Annotated in this window: 17 protein-coding genes; 16 read left to right on the top strand and 1 reads right to left on the bottom strand. The window is 49.9% G+C overall.

The genetic code is table 11. The annotated features are described in order from the left end of the window. The first annotated feature begins 21 nt into the window (after positions 1 to 21). The 9 genes from PG728_RS07715 (at position 22) to pflA (ending at position 11,979) form a co-directional block, all read left to right on the top strand. Entirely contained in the window at positions 22 to 630 is a 609-nt protein-coding gene (locus PG728_RS07715; RefSeq protein ID WP_270626816.1) for an ANTAR domain-containing response regulator, read from the top strand. 80 nt (positions 631 to 710) lie between these two features. Next, a complete protein-coding gene (polA, locus tag PG728_RS07710; RefSeq protein ID WP_270626815.1) occupies positions 711 to 3,374 on the top strand; it encodes a DNA polymerase I in 2,664 nt (887 codons plus the stop codon). Positions 3,375 to 3,587: 213 nt separating this feature from the next. Next, entirely contained in the window at positions 3,588 to 5,045 is a 1,458-nt protein-coding gene (gene rpsA / locus PG728_RS07705) for a 30S ribosomal protein S1 (RefSeq protein WP_270626813.1), read from the top strand. A gap of 141 nt (positions 5,046 to 5,186) precedes the next feature. Next, a complete protein-coding gene (gene coaE / locus PG728_RS07700; RefSeq protein ID WP_270626811.1) occupies positions 5,187 to 5,849 on the top strand; it encodes a dephospho-CoA kinase in 663 nt (220 codons plus the stop codon). 502 nt (positions 5,850 to 6,351) lie between these two features. Further along, the gene (locus PG728_RS07695; RefSeq protein ID WP_408648221.1) at positions 6,352 to 7,095 is read left to right on the top strand and encodes a queuosine precursor transporter; all 744 of its coding nucleotides are present in this window, start codon (positions 6,352 to 6,354) and stop codon (positions 7,093 to 7,095) included. Next, complete coding sequence (tgt, locus tag PG728_RS07690) at positions 7,067 to 8,320, top strand: tRNA guanosine(34) transglycosylase Tgt (protein WP_270626809.1); 1,254 nt, start codon at positions 7,067 to 7,069, stop codon at positions 8,318 to 8,320. Before PG728_RS07695 ends, tgt begins: the two co-directional genes overlap by 29 nt. A gap of 154 nt (positions 8,321 to 8,474) precedes the next feature. Further along, complete coding sequence (gene pflB / locus PG728_RS07685) at positions 8,475 to 10,571, top strand: formate C-acetyltransferase (protein ID WP_072509714.1); 2,097 nt, start codon at positions 8,475 to 8,477, stop codon at positions 10,569 to 10,571. Positions 10,572 to 10,656: 85 nt separating this feature from the next. Beyond that, a complete protein-coding gene (grcA2, locus tag PG728_RS07680) occupies positions 10,657 to 10,908 on the top strand; it encodes an autonomous glycyl radical cofactor GrcA2 (RefSeq protein ID WP_072509713.1) in 252 nt (83 codons plus the stop codon). Between the two features lie 141 nt (positions 10,909 to 11,049). Further along, entirely contained in the window at positions 11,050 to 11,979 is a 930-nt protein-coding gene (pflA, locus tag PG728_RS07675; RefSeq protein WP_270626806.1) for a pyruvate formate-lyase-activating protein, read from the top strand. A gap of 19 nt (positions 11,980 to 11,998) precedes the next feature. On the opposite strand, the gene gluQRS is transcribed toward pflA, so the two are convergent. Continuing rightward, complete coding sequence (gluQRS, locus tag PG728_RS07670) at positions 11,999 to 12,901, bottom strand: tRNA glutamyl-Q(34) synthetase GluQRS (RefSeq protein WP_270626804.1); 903 nt, start codon at positions 12,899 to 12,901, stop codon at positions 11,999 to 12,001. A gap of 145 nt (positions 12,902 to 13,046) precedes the next feature. On the opposite strand from gluQRS, the gene thrS reads away from it, so the two are divergent. The 7 genes from thrS to PG728_RS07635 all read left to right on the top strand — a co-directional run bounded on the left by thrS (position 13,047) and on the right by PG728_RS07635 (position 20,327). After that, positions 13,047 to 15,056 carry a threonine--tRNA ligase gene (thrS, locus tag PG728_RS07665; RefSeq protein WP_408648218.1) on the top strand — a complete coding sequence of 670 codons (2,010 nt, stop codon included), beginning with the start codon at positions 13,047 to 13,049 and terminating at the stop codon, positions 15,054 to 15,056. A 3-nt stretch (positions 15,057 to 15,059) separates the two neighbouring features. Beyond that, positions 15,060 to 15,620 carry an HIT family protein gene (locus PG728_RS07660; RefSeq protein ID WP_270626803.1) on the top strand — a complete coding sequence of 187 codons (561 nt, stop codon included), beginning with the start codon at positions 15,060 to 15,062 and terminating at the stop codon, positions 15,618 to 15,620. Positions 15,621 to 15,623: 3 nt separating this feature from the next. Then, positions 15,624 to 16,241, top strand: coding sequence for a phosphatidylinositol phosphate synthase (gene pgsA, locus PG728_RS07655; protein ID WP_270626802.1), 618 nt, complete (start codon positions 15,624 to 15,626; stop codon positions 16,239 to 16,241). Further along, positions 16,238 to 17,188, top strand: a complete 951-nt coding sequence (locus PG728_RS07650) for an LpxL/LpxP family acyltransferase (protein WP_270626801.1) — start codon at positions 16,238 to 16,240, stop codon at positions 17,186 to 17,188. The genes pgsA and PG728_RS07650 overlap by 4 nt, the downstream gene beginning before the upstream one ends. Beyond that, on the top strand, positions 17,185 to 18,309 hold the full coding sequence (locus tag PG728_RS07645) for a glycosyltransferase family 4 protein (RefSeq protein WP_270626800.1): 1,125 nt from the start codon (positions 17,185 to 17,187) through the stop codon (positions 18,307 to 18,309). The genes PG728_RS07650 and PG728_RS07645 overlap by 4 nt, the downstream gene beginning before the upstream one ends. 89 nt (positions 18,310 to 18,398) lie before the next feature. Then, a complete protein-coding gene (locus tag PG728_RS07640) occupies positions 18,399 to 19,739 on the top strand; it encodes a PrsW family intramembrane metalloprotease (RefSeq protein WP_270626799.1) in 1,341 nt (446 codons plus the stop codon). Continuing rightward, entirely contained in the window at positions 19,740 to 20,327 is a 588-nt protein-coding gene (locus PG728_RS07635) for an NUDIX hydrolase (RefSeq protein WP_270626798.1), read from the top strand. Positions 20,328 to 20,406 lie beyond the last annotated feature (79 nt).

The raw sequence follows: 20,406 nt of genomic DNA, 5'->3' as shown, positions 1-20,406 counted from the left end.
ATTTCAGTCTAATATAGATACGTGGCAACTTTGAAATCTAATGCTAAAAAAAATAATCTCCCCGGCAGAAAAGTACTGGTCGCCGAGGATGAAACCCTGATTCGACTCGATATTGTGGAAACTCTCACGGAAGCCGGCTACGAAGTTGTAGCCGAGGCAGCAGACGGAGAATCCGCCTACCAATCAGCCCTGGAACATCAGCCTGACCTGTGTGTTATGGATGTAAAAATGCCTAAAATGGACGGGATTAGCGCCGCCGAAAAAATAATGAAGGAAGTTTCCTGCGCCGTAGTGATGCTTACCGCATTTTCGCAAAAAGAGTTAGTGGAGCGCGCTCGAGACGCAGGAGCCATGGCATATGTGGTGAAACCGTTTACGCCCGCCGAGTTATTGCCAGCGCTAGAAATCGCCCTTTCGCGGCACGCCGAAATCCAATCATTAGAGAATGAAGTAGCTGACCTGCAAGACCGTTTTGAGACTCGCAAAGTGGTAGACAGAGCTAAGGGTCTGCTCATGGAGAACATGGAGATGAGCGAACCGGAAGCTTTCCGCTGGATTCAAACCACCTCTATGAATCGCAGACTAACCATGCGCGAGGTTGCCGAAGCAGTTATTGAACAAATCGGTTAAGTAGCGCAATAACTATCCGGCGCAGCGCTGCCGGTACAACCCAGGCGTGTTTTCTCTAGGATAGTCCCTAGGAGGATTAGATGATTGAGAACAAAACCCTACTTGTAATTGACGGTCATTCAGCGGCGTTTCGCGCGTTTTATGCCCTAAATCCGGAAGCATTTTGCACCAGCGATGGTCAATATACCAACGCGGTTTACGGGTTTTTACGGATGCTAGTAAAAATGTTGCAAGATGAACAGCCCGATTATTTAGCGGTGGCATTTGATGTTTCTCGCCATTCTTTCCGCACCGATGAATACCCGGAGTACAAGGCGGGTCGTAAACCCACTCCGCCCGAGTTTAAGGGACAAATAGAGCTAATTAAAGAAGCGCTCGCTCACCTGGGGGTCACTACTTTAGAGCAAGAAAATATCGAGGCTGACGATATTTTAGCTACCTTAGCTACGCAGGGCAGTGAACAGGGACTTCAGGTGCTGGTAGCCAGCGGAGACCGCGACACTTTCCAATTATCGAATGAATCTGTCACCGTACTGTATCCCTCCCGCTCAATTACCGACTTAAAACGAATGACCCCGCAGGCTATTGCCGAAAAATATGGGGTTCCCCCTCATCGTTACCCAGAGATTGCTGCTTTAGTTGGTGAAAAAGCAGATAACCTGCCCGGAGTACCGGGAGTAGGAGAGAAAACCGCTGCCGCCTGGATAAATAAGTATGACGGGCTGGCTGGGGTTCTCGCCCACGCCGCCGATATTGGCGGTAAGCGGGGCGAAGATCTGCGTTCACATATTGAGGACGTGAAAAGAAACCGGAAACTAAACGCCCTGCTAACTGACCTGGACTTAGGGATAAAAGTCGGGGAGCTAACCTTTGGGAAAGCAAATGCCGATTCACTGGCAAAGCTGCTAGATAAACTGGAAATCGGGCAAACTCTGCGCGCTGCTTTAGCCAGCGTTCCCGCGTTTGAGCTGGCGCAAGAAACGCCCAGCGCTCGGGAAGAAGTTAAGATGCTTGCCGAACAAGACATCCCTAAATGGATTTGCGCCCTCTCAAAACCAGTGGGCGTAATCGTAGAAGGAGAGAGCACTCCGGGATCAGGGGATGCTACTAGAGTGCTTTTAGCTAGCGAAAACCAGGTGGCTAGCATTGATTTGATTGCAGCCCCACCGGACTTGGTGTCAGCTCTTAAAGACTTCCTAGCTAGAGCTGATATCGCTATCTTCCATAACTGGAAAGCTGCCTGGCATGCCTTAAAAGGCGGGGGAATCAAAGTAGAAATGCCCGGATGGGATACCGAAATCGGAGGCTATCTACTAGACCCATCGGCGCGTTCCTATGATGTAGAAGTGTTGAGTGAAAAGCTCTTAGGATATTCGCTTTCCCCCGGAAATAAAGAGGATAGCGGGCAGGCAACTCTGGATTTATCTGGTACTTCAGATACTAAAAATGCGCAGATGGCAGCGGCGCTGCCGCAAATCGCTGCGGCTGAAAAGAAAGCATTATCCTCCAGTAGAGCCGAGCATTTATGGTTGCAGCTGGAACGCCCTATTTCCAAGATTCTCGCTCGGATGGAAGACACCGGAATCGCAGTATCAGACCAGGTGCTAGGAGATCTCGAAAACGATTTAAGGAAGCAAACCGAGGATGCAAAACAGCAGGCGCGCGCTCAGGTCGGTCGTCCTGATTTAAATCTTTCTAGTCCTAAACAGCTGCAAGAAGTGTTATTCGAGCAGCTTCAGATGCCCAAAACCAAGAAAACCCGCACCGGTTACACCACTAATGCTGATGCCCTGGAGTGGCTGTTTGGCAAAACTCAGCATCCATTTTTGCAGTATTTGCTAGCTCACCGCGATTCCATAAAGCTCTTACAAACCGTGCAAGGGCTACAAAAAGCAGTTCACCCCGATGGCAGGATTCACACCTCATTTAAGCAGACAGTGACCGCAACCGGGCGGCTTTCTTCGGCAGAACCGAATTTGCAAAACATTCCAGTTCGCTCGGTTAATGGGCAACGAATTCGGGAGGCGTTTATTTTTGGGGATGGGTTTGAAAACCTGATGAGCGTGGATTATTCCCAGATTGAAATGCGGGTAATGGCGCATATGTCAGGTGACAAAGATTTAATCGCCGCTATCAAGACCGGAGAAGATTTACACCGCACGATGGCGGCCATGATTTTTGATATTAGCCCCGAAGACGTCTCTGAACAGATGAGGTCAAAGGTTAAAGCTACCTCTTACGGGCTTGCCTATGGGCTTTCTGCCTACGGTTTGGCTAGCCAACTGCGTATTGCGCAAAAGGAAGCCGAAAAGTTGATGGATCAGTATTTTCAACGTTTCGGGAAAGTACGTAGTTATTTACAGCAGATTGTTGAACGTGCCAGAAAAGTTGGCTACACCGAAACCATGCAGGGCAGACGGCGCGCCCTCCCGGATCTGAAGAGCTCCAACCACAATTTACGGCGAATGGCGGAGCGGGCGGCTCTTAATGCTCCGATTCAGGGCAGCGCTGCGGATTTAATGAAACAGGCAATGATTCGGGTAGATGAACAGCTTCAGGCGCAAGGGCTATCTTCCAGGGTGTTGTTGCAGATTCATGACGAATTGATTCTTGAGGTAGCGCCGGGAGAGGAAAACCAGCTGCGCTGCCTGGTAGAGGATGCGATGTGTAATGCGGCTAGCTTAGAAGTTCCTTTGTCGGTGGGAATCGGAGTAGGCAGCAATTGGCGAAGCGCTGCCCACTAGAGGAAAGTTGTATCTAACTAGGTGCCAAGACGGGGGGGCTGTTCGTCCTGAAAAAGGCTGTGTAATCGGATACATTTTAGGGAAATAACCCGACAGGGGCTTTTTCAGTTGGAGATTCAACGGTTTTTGCTGATAGGCTCTTTAAGGTTTCTTGAAAGAGAAGCCAAAATTGTCCATATTGTCTATTAAGTCCGTTTTGGAGAAATTATCTCTATGACCACCTCTACTGAGCAACTCGATCAAGTTGCCGTAAACGATATCGGTTCGCAAGAAGAACTACTAGCTGCAATCGATAAAACTATTAAGTACTTTGGTGATGGTGACATCGTTACCGGTACTGTTGTCCGTGTTGATCGTGATGAGGTCCTCCTCGATATTGGTTACAAAACCGAGGGCGTAATCCTTTCACGCGAACTGTCCATTAAACATGATGTTAGCCCCGAGGACGTTGTCCAGGTGGGTGACGAAATTGAAGCCCTAGTCTTGCAGAAAGAGGACAAAGAAGGTCGTCTGCTGCTGTCGAAGAAGCGCGCTCAATACGAACGTGCATGGGGTGATGTCCAGAAGATTAAGGAAGCTGACGGCGTAGTCACCGGTACGGTGATTGAGGTGGTCAAGGGCGGTCTTATCTTGGATATCGGCTTGCGTGGCTTCCTACCGGCTTCCCTAGTTGAAATGCGTCGGGTACGCGACCTCGCTCCCTATATTGGGCGGGAACTAGATGCCAAGATTATTGAACTGGATGAGAACCGTAACAATGTGGTTCTTTCCCGTCGTTCCTGGCTAGAGCAGACTCAAGCCGAAGTACGCACCCAGTTCCTGGATACCTTGCAAAAGGGACAGATTCGTTCCGGCGTGGTTTCTTCTATCGTAAACTTTGGTGCTTTCGTAGATTTGGGCGGAGTGGACGGTCTGGTTCACGTATCCGAACTTTCTTGGAAGCATATTGACCACCCCTCCGAGGTTGTCGAAGTTGGTCAGGAAGTTTCGGTCGAGGTTCTGGATGTGGATATGGATCGCGAACGGGTTTCGCTGTCCTTGAAAGCCACCCAGGAAGATCCTTGGCAGACTTTTGCCCGCACTCACGCTATCGGTCAGGTCGTTCCTGGCAAGGTCACCAAGCTGGTTCCTTTCGGCGCGTTTATTAGGGTCGAGGACGGCATTGAGGGTCTGGTGCATATCTCCGAGCTGGCGCAGCGTCACGTAGAAGTACCGGAGCAGGTTGTTAAGGTTGGCGAAGAGGTCTTTGTCAAAGTTATTGATATTGACTTGGATCGTCGCCGGATTTCCCTGTCTCTCAAGCAGGCTAACGAGGGTGTTGATCCGAGCAATACCGAGTTTGATCCTTCACTGTACGGCATGACCGCTGAATACGATGAAGAAGGCAACTACAAGTACCCCGAGGGCTTCGATCCGGAAACTAACGAATGGATGGAAGGCTACGAGGCACAACGGGAAGCTTGGGAAGAGGAATACTCTCAGGCTGAGGCACGTTGGAAGGCTCACAAGGAGCAGGTAGCTAAGGCTCTGGAAGCTGATAGTGAAGCAGCTGCGGTTCGCCCTGATCCGGCGGAAAACGCCAGCTACTCTACCGAGACTGAAGATTCTGAAAGCGTTCTAGCTTCAGATGAAGCTCTCGCAGCTCTACGGGAGAAGCTAACCGGCGAATAAACCTTTTAATACCGTTTGGGTATTAAATAGTGGTTTAACTTTGAATTTTGGGCTGTCGGAGTCAAGTATTTGACTCCGACAGCCCATTTTTCTTTGTTTTTTCGGTTTTGCTTGGGATAGCTACCTGGATAGGCTGGCAGGGTGAGTGAACTATTGATTTACCGCAATCCCGATAGGGGAGCGCGCTGGGCAGCTGCTTGCCCCACTAATGCTTTATCAGTGGCGGTAACTGGCGGTATTGGCTCTGGTAAATCTACTACGGTACAAACGCTTAAAGCCTTGGGGGCAAAGACCTGTAGCGCCGATGAACTCGCAGGTCAAGCGTTGGTAGATTTAGCCCCCGATATTGCTCGTGCTTTTAACCATCCCGAGTGGGAAAACGGAGTGAACCGCGGTGAGCTCGCGACCATAGTGTTTAATAATCCCGATTCCCGCCGCCTACTGGAATCAATAACTCACCCCTATATATCGTTTTTGTCTGACCGGTTTTTTGCTTCGCTGAACTCTGGCGATATTGGGGTCTACGATATTCCGCTGCTGGTCGAGAATCCCGCTGCTCATGCTTTTGACCTGGTGGTGGCGGTTACTGCCCCGATAGAGCAACGATACCAGCGGCTATATCAGCGAAGCGGTCTTGAACGCCAGCAAGTAGACGCCCGGATTGCGGCGCAATCCAGTGATGAAGAGCGACGCGCAATTGCTAATTATGAACTTGTAAATGACACTAGCTGTGAAGATTTGCGGCGCACTGTCGCCAGCGAGCTATGGCCGGAGCTGCGACGCCTGGCCAATGGTGATAGCTAATAGAATCCCTATGAAATAGCCGAAGTATCTCTGCCCTCATTTACGTTGGCACGGGCAGAGGTTTTTCCTCCTGCCCAAAAACTCGAAAAAGCCACCGGCATTTTTCGAGTTTTTACGCCCGCCTAGCCCACTCGGATAAAACCTCTGCCCGTGCCGCTTGGTATCTGCGCAGACTGCCAATTTGCCTGTTCTTCCACGGGAATCTGCACGGCGGTATTTGCTCTTGATAAATAATTCGAGATAACTATAGACAATTATTAAGCTTTTCGCCCGCCTAGCCGACTCGGATAAAGCCTCTGCCCGCGCCTCCTAGATATTCAGGAGACAAACTCAAACTAATGAAGCTAGTAACCGTATAGGAAAACCCTTGCCCGTGTGGCTTTTTATCTGCACAGCAGGACACCGGTATCTCCCGGCAGTATAAAACAAGAGCCTAAAGCTGCACTTTGGGCTAACTGGACGAGTACCCCAGGGGGGCTGCTACATTAGGCAGGTGATAACTTTGGAAAAATCTGCCGATTCAAACCTGCCCGAGCCCCGCGTCCTCGGTACCGAAACCCCTAAAGAAAGCCCAGCTTCCCCGGCGGGAAAGGCAGTTTTTGCCCGCAGCCCGCGCGGTCTTTTTGATATTTGCGTTATTTTCTTTGTGGCCTTCCTCCTGGTCGCAAATATTTGTGCCACCAAAGCTATCCAGATTGGTCCCATAGTTTTTGATGGGGGCGCTATTTTGTTCCCCCTAACCTATGTTTTAGGAGACGTGATTAGCGAGGTTTGGGGGCTAAAGGCTGCTAAGCGTGCTATCGTAATGGGCTTCGTGATTTCGGTAATGGCCTCCCTGACCTTTTGGGTGGTGGGAATGCTCCCCGCAGAAGCCTCCTACCAAAATAACGATGCATTCCAAAGCGTGCTTGGGTTCGTTCCCCGCATTGTGATTGCTTCCATGGCGGGTTATATGTTTGGTAACTGGCTTAACGCCTATGTATTGGTGAAGATTAAGCAACGTTGGGGGGAAAATAATCTCTGGGTTCGCCTGGTAACTTCTACTTTGGCAGGAGAGCTGGTTGATTCCATTATTTTTTGCACTATCGCCTTTGCGGGAATCATGAGTTTTTCCCAGTTAATGATTTATATTTTCCTGGGTGGCTACCTGTATAAGTGTGCAGTTGAAATCTTGTGTTTGCCACTAACCTATGCGGTGATTTCTAGGGTGAAAAAGCATGAAAGGTACGGTCTTGACGTTCACTAAAATAGCGGATTTGCCCAGCGGGAGAGGGCGCGCTGGCATTATTCACACTCCCCATGGAGATGTCCCGACCCCGGCTTTTATCCCGGTAGGCACGAAAGCCACTGTGAAAACGGTGTTGCCGGAAGCTATGAAGCAACTGGGGGCTTCAGCTCTCCTGGCTAACGCCTATCATCTGTATTTACAGCCCGGGCCCGAAATTGTTGACAAAGCCGGTGGATTAGCTCGTTTTATGAGCTGGGATGGTCCAACTTTTACCGATTCGGGCGGATTCCAGGTGCTTTCGCTCGGGTCGGGATATAAAAAAGTACTGTCTGGAGAGTTTAGTGGTTCCGGACGCGCCGATTATACGGTGGCCGCAAAGAAGGAACGGCACGCCCTAGTTGATGATGATGGGGTTACTTTTCGTTCTCATCTAAATGGTGCTCTCCATCGCTTTACCCCAGAAAAATCTATGCAAATTCAGCACCATTTGGGTGCCGATATTATGATGGCGTTCGATGAACTCACCACCTTGCTAAACTCACGTGAATATCAGGTGGAGTCCTTGGAACGTACCCGGCGTTGGGCTACTCGCTGCCTGGCAGAACATGAGCGCCTTACCCGCGAGCGTGCCGATAAGCCCTACCAGATGCTTTACGGGGTAATTCAGGGGGCGCAATATGAGGATTTACGGCGTAAAGCTGCCCGCGACCTATCGGCAATGGAGGTAGCGGGGCGTAGTTTTGATGGTTTCGGAATTGGGGGAGCCTTAGAGAAAGAGAATCTCGCCACCATAGTGAACTGGGTATGTGAAGAGTTGCCAGAGGAAAAACCGCGTCATCTGCTGGGCCTTAGCGAACCGGATGACATTTTCGCGGGGGTAGAAGCCGGAGCGGATACTTTCGATTGCGTAAATCCTTCCCGGATAGGACGTAACGGCGGGCTTTATGGGCGTTACGGTCGCTTTAATTTAACGCGTGCGGAGTTCAAGGATGATTTCAGTGCGCCGGTTAAGGATTGTAACTGCTATACCTGCCAGAATTTCTCTATCGCTTACCTGAGGCATCTATTTAAAGCCAAAGAGTTACTAGGGTTTACGCTGGCTACTATCCATAACGAGTATTTCACGGTGCAACTGGTTCAAGGCATTAGGCAAGCAATTATTGAAGGTGACTATCTAGCCTATCGAGATAAAGTTTTGGGTGATTTTTATTGTGGCTCTCCGCTACGTTCACATAGTGGTTAGGGCTGTAAATAATGTTAGATAGCTATCGTTTAGTGAGTTAGGTGGCACTAAGCTTGTTAGCAGCTGTTTTCCCCTAATATAATTGGGACACCGGATTTAACAATCTTAAGTAAACTTTATGCGCGGTGATCCCGCCGGAGGAGTTAAATAAATAATGGCAACCCCAATAGAGGCGACAGCTAATGATGCCTGGCGCTCATTCAACAGTGGTAACTGGGATAAAGAAATCGATGTACGCGATTTTATCCAAAAGAACTACACTCCCTACGAGGGTGAGGCTTCATTCTTAAGTGGCCCGACCGAAAAAACTAAACAGGTTTGGCAGGCTCTAGAGGAAAACTATCTTTCGGTTGAACGCAAAAAACGGGTTTTCGATGTAGATACTGATACTCCGGCCGATATTGATGCTTTTGCTCCGGGACGGATTTGTGAAGAGGACGACGTAATCGTCGGTTTGCAAACCGATACTCCGTTAAAACGTGCCATGATGCCTAATGGTGGTTGGCGCATGGTGGAAACCGCTATTAAAGAGGCTGGTAAAGAGGTTAATCCCGAGGTTAAAAAGATTTTTACCCGCTACCGCAAAACCCATAATGATGCGGTATTCGATATTTACACTCCCCGAATCAGGGCAGCTCGGTCTTCCCATATTATTACTGGTCTTCCCGATGCTTATGGGCGGGGTCGAATTATTGGTGACTACCGCCGGGTTGCACTCTATGGCGTAGATAAATTAATCGAGTGGAAACAGGAAGCCAAAGACAAAGTAGCCGATAAGCCTTTCTCTGAGCATTGGGCACGTTACCGTGAGGAACACTCTGAACAGATTAAGGCTCTCAAGAAGCTCAAGGCTATGGCGCAAAGCTATGGGTTTGATATTTCCCAGCCGGCAATGAACGCTAAAGAAGCAGTTCAATGGACTTATTTCGGTTACCTAGCTTCGGTTAAGAGCCAAGACGGGGCGGCCATGTCTATCGGTCGTTTGTCTGCGTTCTTTGATTGCTACTTTGAACGGGATTTCGCCGAGGGTACTTTAGACGAACAGGGCGCGCAGGAAATCATTGATGCTTTGGTGATTAAGCTGCGGATTGTACGCTTTTTGCGTACTGAAGCCTATGACCAGATTTTCTCGGGTGACCCTTACTGGGCTACCTGGTCTGATGCTGGTTTTGGTGAGGACGGGCGCACCCTCGTTACCAAGACTTCCTTCCGGCTTCTGCAGACGCTAATAAATCTGGGGCCAGCTCCAGAACCAAATATCACGATTTTCTGGTCCCCGCGCCTACCAGAGGGCTACAAGAAGTTCTGTGCCCATATTTCGATTCAAACTTCCTCAGTACAGTATGAAGCTGACGATCAGATTCGTGCGCAGTGGGGTGACGATGCCGCGATTGCTTGCTGTGTTTCCCCGATGCGGGTCGGTAAGCAAATGCAGTTCTTTGGCGCTCGGGTTAATGCCGCTAAAGCCTTGCTGTATGCGATAAATGGCGGCCGTGATGAGGTCACTGGTAAACAAATCGTTTCCGGTTACGAGGGCGTGCAAGGGGATGAGCCTCTCGACTTTGATGACGTGTGGGAACGCTATGAAAAAATGCTTGACTGGGTGGTCGGCACCTATGTAGAAGCTTTGAACATTATCCACTATTGCCATGACCGTTACGCCTACGAATCCATCGAGATGGCACTGCACGACAGTGAGATTGTGCGCACCATGGGCTGCGGAATCGCGGGACTGTCGATTGTAGCTGACTCCCTGTCTGCCATTAAATATGCAAAGGTTACCCCGGTACGCGATGAAACTGGTCTAGTTATTGATTACCAGACAGAGGGAGATTTCCCCTGCTACGGTAATGATGATGACCGGGTTGATGATATTGCGGCCACGATTGTTCACACCGTAATGTCCAAGATTAAAGAGATTAAACTCTATCGGGATGCTATTCCTACCCAATCGGTATTAACCATTACCTCTAATGTGGTTTACGGCAAGGCTACCGGGGCTTTCCCCTCCGGTCACGAGGCAGGGACTCCGTTTGCTCCCGGCGCTAACCCCGAGAACGGTTTGGATTCTCACGGAATGCTGGCTTCGATGCTTTCGGTAGGCAAGCTTGACTACCACGACGCATTGGACGGGATTTCCCTGACGAACACGATTGTTCCTTCCTCTTTGGGGCGTACCGAGGACGAGCAGATTAAGAACCTGGTGGGGATTATGGATGCCGGTTTCATCCCTCAGGGGTGCGGCTGCTAGCACTATCTGGGCGCTACCTGCCAGGTTGTGCTGTAATGACCCTAATCTTTTATAAATAATTGAAGAATAAAGCAAGGAGATAATAATGAGTACTATGACTTTTGATCAGCGTTTGGAATCCATGAAAGCCAGCCGGGAATCTCACGGCGGTGTTCAGGGACTATATCACGCGAATATCAATGTTCTTAACCGGGACACTTTGGAAGATGCGATGGAAAACCCGGAAAAATATCCTCAACTGACGGTTAGGGTTTCCGGATACGCGGTTAATTTCGTGAAGCTAACCCGCGAGCAGCAACTGGATGTTATTTCCCGTACATTCCATAACAAGCTGTAAGTTATTGCTTATAAATCATTTGGGCGGGTATCTTTGAGATAGCAAAGATACCCGCCCTTTTGATGTTGAGGTCTGCTGATGTTTAGGTTCTGCAGGATGCAGGGTGAACAATTTAGATAGGAAATAACCTTGGTATTAGATATGTCTAGCCTGGAAGAGGAGAGTAAGAACCCAAATAATACTGTCGAGGTTTCGGCAGCTGATGGGGTAAGCGGGGAATATGCACCCCTGCCTTTAGAGGAATTGATTCCGCGCACTAGGCGGTGGGGGCTGGGGGCATTAGCTGAAGCCCCCGAGATGACTCATAGCGAACACAACGAGGCGGTGCGGGAAGGTACTTTAGCTTCGGTTCATTCTTGGGAACTAGTGACCGCTGTAGATGGTCCGGGTACCAGAATGACTTTGTTCTTGTCGGGGTGTCCTTTAAGGTGTCAATACTGTCATAATCCTGATACTTTTCAAATGCGTGACGGGCACGCTGTCACCATTGCTGATGTGTTTAACCTTGTGAAACGTTATAGCAGTATTTTTCGGGTTACCGGAGGGGGACTTACCATCTCTGGGGGAGAAGCTCTGATGCAGGCAAAGTTTGTGCGTAACCTGTTGCGAATGTGTCGGCGAGAGGGGATACATACCTGTCTGGATACTTCCGGATTCTTAGGGGCTAATTTGCCTGATGAGGATCTTCATAATCTTGATTTGGTGCTGCTGGATGTCAAGAGTGGGGATAGCGCCACCTACCGGCGGGTTACGGGACGCGATTTAGAACCTACGGTTGCTTTTGGCGATCGCCTAGCTAAAGCCCGTATCCCGGTCTGGGTGCGTTTTGTGCTGGTACCCGGTTTAACTGATGACCCTGATAATATCCGCCAGGTGGCTAACATTGCCGGGCGTTGGCCTAACCTGGAGCGTTTGGAAGTATTGCCATTTCATCAAATGGCGAGGGATAAATGGGAACATTTGGGGCTACAGTATTCCCTTGAGGACACTCCGGTTCCCACTAAGGAACAGGTAGCGCAAGCGATAGAGATAATTAAATCTGCCGGGGTCGATAAAGTCTTTTCTGGCTAACAGATTTGATTGAGTTCTATCATAATCCCAGATACCGCCAATCTGCACGACTTATTTTCTCTAGGTCAAAGGCTTGCAAGAATTCCGAGGCACTGCGCACCCTAAAAAACCCTAAAGAGGACGCAAGCAGCTCAAGTATGTCTGCTTTCCCTATTCCTTTTGCCTTTAACTGGGGTAGAGTTACTGCCCCGTCTCGTTTTGCCAGTCGCTGCCCCTCGCGATTTAACACTAGGGGAACGTGGTAATACTGGGGAATTGTAGAACCTAATAGCTGGTGCAGATAGTTTTGCCGGGCGGTAGAGGGGATTAAATCTCGTCCTCTGCATACCTGAGTCACCCCCTGATAGGCATCATCTACCACGCAAACCAGATTGTAGGAAAATACCCCATCAGAGCGGCGTAACACGAAGTCATCGATTGAGCCGTTTTGTAATCCATAAACCTTATCGGGGAAAGTGGCGCTATCGAGATTAGTTTTTAACCGATAGGCAGGGCCGCGTCGATATTTTTCCCACAGATAGTTTCGTTTTTGTTCTCGCTCTGGCTCGCTAAGTAAGCGACACCTGCCGCTATAGGCTCCGGGAGGGTGATGGGGGGCGGAAGCTAGCTGCGATAATTCCCGGCGGGAACAGTAACATTCATAAACCATGTCTGCTGCTTTGAGCTGTTCAAATGCGTCCTCGTAACGGGAAAGGCAATCAGACTGCACCAAAGGTTCCCCGTCCCAGTCGATTCCTAAATCTTCTAAATCGGCAAGCTGAGTGGTCAGAAAATGGTCGCGACTGCGATCGTCAAGATTCTCAAAACGCATTACAAAACGCCCGCCTGCCTGGCGCGCTATCGCCCAGGCAACCAGCGCGGTACGCAAATTTCCAAGGTGGAGTCTGCCGGTGGGCGAGGGCGCGTAGCGACCTGTTTGCATAACTCACCCCCTAAAATGGTCGGTATGGCAGGGTGTTTTAGGAAATCTGTCACCGAAAACTATCCGGCTGTACTCTAGTATTTTAACCGTTTTAGGGTGGCAGGTAGAATGGCTAACAGTTTATTCCTACAATACGGAGGCAAATGTGGCGGCAGCAGATGGCGATAAAATCAGGGTACAAATCGCAGGAGAAACTCAAGATATAGCTGCCACGACCACCGGGCTGGATTTGTGGGGCAAAGACCGCACTATCGTGGCTATGGTCGTTAATGGGCAGCCTTGGGATTTAGCCCGCACCTTGCCCGAGGATGCCCAGGTAGAACCAATAACCGCTGATAGCCAGGCGGGGCTAGAAATTATTCGCCACTCAGCCACCCACGTCCTCGCCCAAGCAGTGCAACAGGTTTACCCCGATGTCAACCTGGGGGTTGGTCCCTATATTATCGACGGTTTCTATTACGATTTTGGCAATATCGATCCGGTTACCCCCGAGCTTTTAAAAGACCTGGAAAAACGGATGAAGAAAATCGTTAAAAGCGGGCAGCGTTTCGTGCGGCGGGAAGTAAGCGATGAGGAGGCAAAAGCAGAACTCGCTGATCAACCCTACAAATTGGAACTGATTGACACTAAAGGGACTGCCTCTAGTGAAACTGACGGCGCAAATGTAGAAGTCGGAGCAGGTCAGCTCACTATTTATGACAATATCGATCGCAATGGACAGTGCGCTTGGAAAGATTTATGTCGCGGGCCGCACGTTCCCAATACCCGCTATATTGGTAACGGTTTTGCTTTAATGAAATCTTCTGCTGCCTATTGGAAAGGTGACCAATCGGGCGACCACCTGCAACGTATCTACGGTACTGCCTGGGCTAGCAAAGATGATTTAGTTGCCTACCAGACCCGCCTAAAAGAAGCAGAACGGCGTGACCACCGCAAACTAGGGCGGGAACTCGATTTGTTCTCTTTCCCAGATGAAATCGGCTCCGGTCTGCCTGTATTCCACCCCAAGGGCGCTACGATTCGCATGGAGATGGAAAACTATTCCCGTAAACGCCATATCGAGGGCGGATATTCTTTCGTATCCACCCCCCATATCACTAAAGGGGAACTGTTCAAGAAGTCGGGACACCTGGATTGGTATGCCGAGGGAATGTATCCCCCTATGCACCTGGACGAAGAGCACGACCAGGAAGGAAATGTCACCAAGCAAGGGCAAGACTACTATCTAAAGCCTATGAACTGCCCGATGCACAACCTGATATTTGCTTCTAAAGGGCGTTCCTACCGGGAATTACCGCTGCGCCTATTCGAGTTTGGAACGGTTTACCGCTACGAAAAGTCCGGGGTGGTACACGGTCTGACCAGGGCTCGCGGTTTCACTCAAGACGATTCCCACATTTACTGCACCCGGGAACAAATGAAAGGTGAGCTAACCAATCTTTTAACTTTCGTCCTTGACCTGTTAAAAGACTATGGTTTGAATGATTTTTATCTAGAGCTTTCCACCAAGAACCCGAAAAAGTTCGTGGGTGATGATGAAGTTTGGGAAGAAGCTACCAGAACCTTGGAACAGGTAGCTACCGCCTCGGGACTAGATTTAGTACCGGATCCAGGGGGAGCTGCTTTTTACGGACCGAAAATCTCGGTACAGGCCAAAGACGCGATTGGGCGTACTTGGCAAATGTCTACTATCCAGTTGGACTTTAACCTGCCCGAACGTTTTGATTTAACCTATACTGCCGCCGATGGTTCCCATCAGCGTCCAGTTATGATTCACCGCGCCCTATTTGGTTCTATTGAGCGTTTCTTCGGGGTGCTGCTAGAACACTATGCCGGGGCATTTCCCGCTTGGCTAGCGCCTATCCAGGTACGCTGCGTGCCAGTGGCGGAAGCCTTTAATGATTATCTGGAAGATGTAGCCTCCCAGCTGCGCGCTTTGGGAGTTAGAGCCGAGGTTGATACCTCTGATGACCGTTTCGGCAAGAAAATCCGTAACGCCTCGAAAGATAAAATCCCCTTTACCCTGATTGCTGGGGGCGAGGACGCAGAAGCGGGCGCGGTTTCGTTCCGTTATCGGGACGGTAGCCAAGAAAACGCGATACCGATTGCCCAGGCTATCACCAAGATTACCCAAGCGATTAAAGAGCGGAAATAGCTTATGAACGAGGTAGATGCGCGTCCTCTAACTGAGGGCAGTGAGGGATTTGGAGCCGTGCCGGACGCTTTTAACCGGCTGTGGACTCCTCACCGTCAGGTATATATTTCTGGCGAGGAACGCCCCACAACCAAGGACAGTGCGCACTGCCCGTTTTGCGCCGCCCCGAAGCGTAGCGACGAGGACGCGCTGATTGTTTATCGCGGGAAACTGGTTTTTGCGATTATGAATCTTTTCCCCTATAACTCTGGTCATATGTTGATTTGCCCCTACCGGCATATTCCTCAATATATTGATTTAACCCAGGATGAGAGAGCCGAATTTGGGGAAGTAACTGCGAAAGCGATTAGAACTTTAAAGCAGGTTGCCAACCCGGACGGTTTTAACTTAGGGATGAATCAAGGCGAAGTTGCCGGAGCAGGTATCGCTGGTCACCTGCATCAACATATTGTTCCCCGCTGGGGCGGTGACACCAATTTCTTCCCTCTGATTGCCCGCACGAAAGCGATTCCCGAGCTACTTAGCGAGGCTCGTTCCCGTATAGCAGCTAATTGGCAAGGATAAATAATGCTAGGAAATCATGGTCGATCCTTGGCGAGTGCCGTATTCTCAAAACCTGCAAAAATACTGGCAAAAATGGGGGTTAGTCCCAATACTGTAACCGTTGCCGGTACCGTAATTAATGTGGCGTTAGCTATGGGCTTGTTGGCTCGCGGTTATCTAGCTTTAGGGGCGGTTTTGATTGGGGTGACCGCTTTCGCTGATTCTTTAGATGGAGTGCTTGCCCGGCTAACTAATCAGGTTAGCCGGTTTGGAGCATTCTTGGATTCTTCTCTTGACCGCTTGGCAGATGGAGCTATTTTTGGTTCTTTGCTTTATTGGGCGATAGTGGGGCTTACCCCTGGATCTGTGCGCACTGCCAGCATTATTTGCGCTATATGCGCGCTGGTAGGGGCGGCGGCGGTACCCTATGTTAGGGCTCGTGGGGAAGCCTTTGGGGTGGTCGCTAAGGTGGGGATTGGGGAGCGTACCGATAGGTTGATAGTGGCCCTGGTGGGTGCGGGGATAACCGACCTGGGGGCGCCACTTATCTGTTTTCCGCTGGCTTTAGGCTGGGTAGCTTTTGCCAGTTTTGTGACGGTGTGTCAGCGGATTTACTTTGTAAGAAAGCATATCGACCAGTGAGAATCCCCGTTAAGTTTAGCGCTATTGCCGCTGAACTCACTCTCGGTTTACTTAGCCACGTTCCAGTTGGTTTCCTGCATGGGGCAGCTAATCTGCTGGGAAGTTTGCTATACCGTCTAAATACTTCCGGGGTACGTCAATATCGTAAGAATCTGCGTCAACTGGGGGTAGATGGGCGCAGTATCGAAGGTGCGGTGCGCGCAGGGATTCAGGGCTATATGCGTCTGTTTGCGGATACGGTTTTGCTGGAGGGTTTTTCGGATTCTCAAATCCGTTCTCGGGTGAGGCTACAGGGGGATACGCAAAACCTGTTGCGGGATTGTTCTCAAGGTAGCGTCTGTTTGGCTCTTACTCACTCGGGAAACTGGGATTTGGCGGGTTATTTCGCGAATCTAGAGATTAGCCCGGTGCTTACGGTGGCGGAGAAAGTAAAACCGGAAGCGCTATTTCAAGCATTTACCAAGGTTAGGCAGCAAGCGAATATGCGGCTGATTTTTGCGGAAAAAGGAGGAAAACCTTTTCCTCAATTGCTTAAGGCAGCTGGTGAAAGCAACTATTTGATTCCGTTACTTGCTGACCGTGACATTACTGGTAGCGGTATTGAAGTTCCTTTTGGAAAATCAAAAGCACTGGTGGCAGCCGGTCCGGCTGCCCTGGCGAAGAAACTGAAACTCCCTTTGTATTGCGCTCATATGAGTGTCGAAAAATTGGGGGAGGCAAGAAGGCGGGAATCTGCTTGCAAATGGGGAATCGTGATTAGTATTTCTGGTTCAATTAAAACCGCTAAGGTAGAAACTATGACTAGGGATTGGGCGCAGCGGGTTTCGCGAATGATTATTCAATCTCCCCATTCTTGGTTTATGTTACAAAAGCTTTTTGTATCTGATTTGGATAAACAGCGTTTGACTAGGGCACGAGAGCGAGCAAGGCAGGAGTCAGCAAAGTGAAAATTGGGATAGTTTGCCCTTATGCCTACGATGTGCCGGGAGGCGTACAGTTTCATGTACGCGATCAGGCGCGCGAATTGCGGCGGCGCGGACATGAAGTCTCAGTGTTTGCGCCGGTAGAAACCGAATATAGTGAAGACGGTTTCGTAAACGCGGGCAAGACTTTCGCGATTCCCTATAACGGCTCTGTGGCGCGGCTAGCTTTTGGGCCACGGGTTGCTGCTAGAACCAGACAGTGGGTTACTACCAGTGATTTCGATATTCTTCACGTTCATGAACCCGCTACTCCCTCGGTGTCTTTAATTGCATTGCAACATGCGCGCTGCCCGGTGGTGGGGACTTTTCATGTGGCGATTGAACGTTCTTTGCTATACACCTTAGGTAAACCGGTAGTGCAGTCAGTTAAAGAAAAACTGAGTGCCCAAATCGCAGTCTCTAGTGAGGCACGGCGTACTTTGCTTCGCTACCAGGGTGGGGACGCAGTTATTATTCCGAACGGGGTTGATTTTTCAGCTTTCGCCGAAGCTAATCCCAGGGCTACCTGGTCTGATAGTGAGCAATCCCCGGTTTTTTGTTTCTTAGGTCGTCTTGATGAACCCCGCAAGGGACTTGCGATACTGGTTAAGGCTATTCCTTTGGTGCTAGCGCGGTTTGGGCAGGCGCGTTTTTTGATTGCGGGGCCAGGAAGTGCCAGTCGCGCCCGCGCCGATTTAGAACCCTACGGGGAAAATGTGCAGTTCCTAGGACCTCTTTCGGAACAAGACAAGCTCTCCCTATTTAAATCGGCTACTGCCTATGTTGCTCCTCAAACCGGTGGGGAGTCTTTCGGAATCGTGCTAGTGGAAGCTATGGCAGGCGGTTGCCTGGTGGTCGCGTCCTCTATTCCTGCATTTGAGGCGGTTTTAGAACAGGGGAGTTTAGGGGAAATTTTTATTTCCGAGGACGAAAACTCGCTGGCTGAAAAACTGCTAGCAGTGTGTGAGAATCGCCAGCAAGCAGCGCATCTGGCAAGGCGGGGACATGAAAATGCGAAACGCTATGACTGGTCAGCGGTTACCGATCAAGTATTAGAGGTTTATTGGCGCTGCCTGGGTGGCAGCGAGCAGAACCCGCCGGGCTAAAGCATATTTCCACTTAGCGGCGGGATATAAGAAAATGAGCAATAGCGATTTACCGTTAAACTAGGTTTAGCCCAGCAAAGGAGGAATAGGTGAGCCAAAACAACCCGGCATATCTTGCGGGTACTCCCGATTTAGCTGGTGTTGGCGTTACTCATGCCCAGCTGGAGCAACAATTAGTGGAGCATTACAGCTTTGATGCCCTTAGTTTGCCAGCTGATCCCCTAATTCCTCATCCGGCAGTTTCTCAGCGGGCATCTAGCCAGCCATTAGTGGTTGATCCTGGGGCAGAAAAATCTTCTAAACGTTCCCGACTAAATTCTTTTCCCTGGCTAGAGCTATTTTGCTTAATAGCTGCCGGTGGAGGCTTGAGCTATTTCGCGATTTTTATCGCCGCGGAGGAATCGGTTGCTAGTACCATAGGTGCGGTAATTGCCGCCCTGGTTCCGATGGCAATCGTGGTAATTGTGATGGTGTGGCTAGATAGGTGGGCTCCTAAACCCTGGTGGCTACTGGTAGTGGCGTTCCTATGGGGAGCAGGAATCGCCTCGATATGTGCTTTGGGGCTTAATTCTTTTTCTAGTAAGGCCTTGCAATCGGTTGATATTGGCCCTACCCCTTTCCAATCTTTCGGAATTGTAGCCACGATTGTAGCTCCGTTAGTAGAGGAGTCTTTGAAAGCACTCGGCGTGATAATCATTATGTTGGCTCGTCGCCGTGCAGTTAAGAGTCCGCTAGATGGGGTGGTTATTGGCGGTATTCTGGCGGCGGGATTCGCGTTCACTGAAAACGTTCTTTATTTTGCCCGTTTCTATGAAGAGCTTCCGCTGGTTTTCTTTATGCGCGCCATGCTGGGACCTTTTGGTCACACCGTCTATACTTCTATTTTCGGTCTGGCGCTGGGAATGGCACTCACCAGGATTCCTTCTGTTAAAACCAGAGCTATACTCACGGTTTCCGGGTTGGCTTCCGCGGTTTGTTTACACGCTGCCTGGAATGGTTTAGCGACCTATTCTGCAACCTTGTTTGTGGTTTCTTACGTGTTTTTTTGGGGACCAATGTTTATCACTTGGTTAGTGATTAACTTGGTGGTTTCGGTGCGGCAGCGAAACGCAATTGAAAATGGGTTACAAGCCTATATCGCTGCTGGCTGGATTGATGAACGGGAAGCGCAAATGCTCTGTTCTTTATCGGGGCGGCGTCGCGCTAGACGTTCGGCACGCACTATTTCTCCGCTGGCCCGCAAAGCAGTATCTGCTTTCCAACAGGCATGTACCGTATTGGCGTTAAACTATGTGGCCAGTTCCCATCGAGGACTTAGTGACACTATCAGCCAAGAAAACCAAGAGGCAGTGAAGAAATTACTACGCGCACGCGCAGATTTTGCGTCCGCAAGTTCGCAGGTGGCAGCGTTTAGAATGGGGCGCGCGTAGGTGAGTAACCATTTTCGGCTTCCGCGCCCTATCCCTAATCCTTTTCCGCCTTCTGGCACAAACTCTTTAGGGAGCGATTGGCTTATTGACGAGGACGGATATCCGGGGCGACAGGCGGCTCGGATTATCCTTTTCGACAGCTATGATCGGATACTTTTAATCTCTGGTCATGATTTTTCTGATGCTAACCACCGCTGGTGGTTTACTCCCGGAGGCGGTATCAAAGCGGGGGAAAGTCCCCAGGTAGCAGCGTTAAGGGAACTAAAAGAAGAAACCGGGATAGAGCTTAATATCACCCAATTAACCGGACCGGTGCTTTACCGGGAATCTTTATTAAAATTCCATAGTCTTTGGGCTATCCAAGCAGAACAGTATTTTCTCGCCCGCCTTGACCAAGATACGCCACCAGCCAATGCCAGTGGTTGGACATTATCGGAAAAGCAACTGTTGGACGAACTTAGTTGGATTCCAGTTAGCGAGCTTGCGTCCTTGAACCAGCAGCAAACGATTTATCCAACGAAGCTGGCGGATTTTGCCAGTAAATGGCTTTCAGGTTGGGACGGCAGCGTCCATACCCTCTATGATTAAGCCAATTTAGACGCTACGACCATCAAAGCGGTAAAATCAGCTTGGTTATTTTGAAACTTACTATGTGAGCGGGATAAAG

The organism is Varibaculum timonense, from assembly GCF_027694345.1.
Classification (GTDB): Bacteria; Actinomycetota; Actinomycetes; order Actinomycetales; family Actinomycetaceae; genus Varibaculum; species Varibaculum timonense_A.
This window is presented reverse-complemented; position numbering and strand designations above follow the sequence as displayed.

Bases quoted from the DNA above. Each gene is read 5' to 3' on its own strand.
- polA (WP_270626815.1), top strand. From the start codon at position 711: ATGATTGAGAACAAAACCCTACTTGTAATTGACGGTCATTCAGCGGCG.
- tgt (WP_270626809.1), top strand. From the start codon at position 7,067: ATGAAAGGTACGGTCTTGACGTTCACTAAAATAGCGGATTTGCCCAGC.
- pgsA (WP_270626802.1), top strand. From the start codon at position 15,624: ATGCTAGGAAATCATGGTCGATCCTTGGCGAGTGCCGTATTCTCAAAA.
- grcA2 (WP_072509713.1), top strand. From the start codon at position 10,657: ATGAGTACTATGACTTTTGATCAGCGTTTGGAATCCATGAAAGCCAGC.
- rpsA (WP_270626813.1), top strand. From the start codon at position 3,588: ATGACCACCTCTACTGAGCAACTCGATCAAGTTGCCGTAAACGATATC.
- pflB (WP_072509714.1), top strand. From the start codon at position 8,475: ATGGCAACCCCAATAGAGGCGACAGCTAATGATGCCTGGCGCTCATTC.
- PG728_RS07660 (WP_270626803.1), top strand. From the start codon at position 15,060: ATGAACGAGGTAGATGCGCGTCCTCTAACTGAGGGCAGTGAGGGATTT.
- pflA (WP_270626806.1), top strand. From the start codon at position 11,050: ATGTCTAGCCTGGAAGAGGAGAGTAAGAACCCAAATAATACTGTCGAG.
- gluQRS (WP_270626804.1), bottom strand. From the start codon at position 12,901: ATGCAAACAGGTCGCTACGCGCCCTCGCCCACCGGCAGACTCCACCTT.